Origin of the sequence: Microbacterium sp. B19 (assembly GCF_000333395.1) — a bacterium.
Lineage (GTDB): Bacteria > Actinomycetota > Actinomycetes > Actinomycetales > Microbacteriaceae > Microbacterium.
This window is the reverse complement of record NZ_BADA01000153.1, coordinates 1-1,544: the sequence shown is the minus strand read 5'-3', so window position 1 is coordinate 1,544 and position 1,544 is coordinate 1. Positions and strand designations below refer to the sequence as shown.

The 1,544-nt window shown below is 71.0% G+C and carries 1 protein-coding gene and 1 pseudogene; one reads left to right on the top strand and one right to left on the bottom strand.

The genetic code is table 11. The features are described from left to right. Positions 1 to 823, bottom strand: a pseudogene (locus I5G_RS05980) (AAA family ATPase); the annotation flags it as partial. A gap of 199 nt (positions 824 to 1,022) precedes the next feature. Here I5G_RS05980 and I5G_RS05970 point away from each other — a divergent pair. Then, positions 1,023 to 1,544: methylated-DNA--[protein]-cysteine S-methyltransferase (locus I5G_RS05970; protein ID WP_036326610.1), on the top strand; the 522-nt coding region annotated here is incomplete at its 3' end.

Below are 1,544 nucleotides of genomic sequence, written 5' to 3'. Positions count from 1 at the left end.
CTGCCGCCGGCGTCCGCTCATCGGGGGTCGTCAGCACCGGATCGGCGGGCCGGACCATGATGCGGGCTCGATCGTCCGGGTGACCGGCGAGCGCGTTGAGCAGCGGGGCGTCGAGGTGCTCCGTGGCGCGCGCCATTCCCGACCCCACGTCGGCGAACGACGAGATGATCAGGCGTGGATGGACCACGAACGTCGGCACGTGGGTGGTGAGGCGGCGCAGGTGGTCGATCACCGGCTGCGGCTTGAACACGCCCTGGTCGTACGCGAGGCCCGCGAGCGCGGTGCTGTCGATCTGGATGCCGAGGTGGGTGCGGAACGCGCGGGCGAGCTCGGGGTTCATGACGAACGCGCCGTGGAGCTTCAGTTCGAAGTCGCCGTTGTGCCGGCGGATGGCGAGCGGACGCAGCAGCACGGGGGCGGACCACTCCACTCCCCCGATCTTCCACGCGGCCAGGCCCACCGCCAGGTGCACCGGCTCGAGTCCGCGCGCGGTGCGCAGCTCGACGTTCTTCGCCGTGATGCGTTCAGCGGCGATGCGCGCGGTGCGCAGGGCCACCTCGTCGCGGAAGAGGTTGGACAGCAGCGTCGCGCGCCCCGTGATGAACTGCGGCAACGAGCCGGGGTGGGCCTTCGTGATGTCGATGCCGGCGTCACGCGCATCGTCGAATCGCAGCAGCGTCGAGCGTCCCCCGAGAGCCGCCGCCTCCGTGCGGATGCGCTGGCGTTCGGGGTCGGCGACGTGACGAACCACGATGCCGGGCTCCGACAGTCGCAGCTCGCCCGGATCGATCGACGCCGGAACGTCGCCCTCGGCGCCCGTCACGACGCCGTCCTCAGCTCGCCACACACCTGCCAGACTAAGCCGGGCACCCGTGGATGGTGCGCAGCGGGCCCGAGTTTCGCGGGATTGCACGAAACGCCGGACGATCGGCCCTTCCTCCCCCGTGGCCGGATTCGCGGATCCATCCACCGATCGTGCCCGCCGCGCTGCGGCGTCCGAACGGCGTGATGAGGATGAGGGAATGAGCACAGCCACCAGCACCGTGTACGACGGCCCGTTCGCCCCGATCCTCCTGACGTTCCTCGACGACGCCCTGGTTCATCTCGACGTCGCCCACGATGGCGTCGACGTCGCGCGGGCCGCGATCGCCCACCGCCTGGGCGTCGTTCCCGACCCCGATCCGGGACCCGCTCGGGATGCCATCGCCCAGCTGGACGAATACTTCGACGGTCAGCGCCGAACGTTCGAGATCCCTCTCGACTGGCGCCTCGTCACCGGGTTCACCCGGGACGCCCTGCAGGCCGTCCGGCGTGTCCCGTACGGGGAGGTCGCGTCATACGGCGAAGTCGCGATCATGGCGGGCTCCCCCGGTGCCGCGCGCGCTGTCGGCACCGCGTGCGCCAACACGCCGTTCTCCATCGTCGTGCCGGTGCACCGCGTGGTGCGCGCCGACGGGTCGATCGGCGAGTACGGCGGGCACCCCGAGGTGAAGCACTTCCGGCTCGATCTCGAGAACGGCGTCCCGAATCGGTTGCGGACGCCG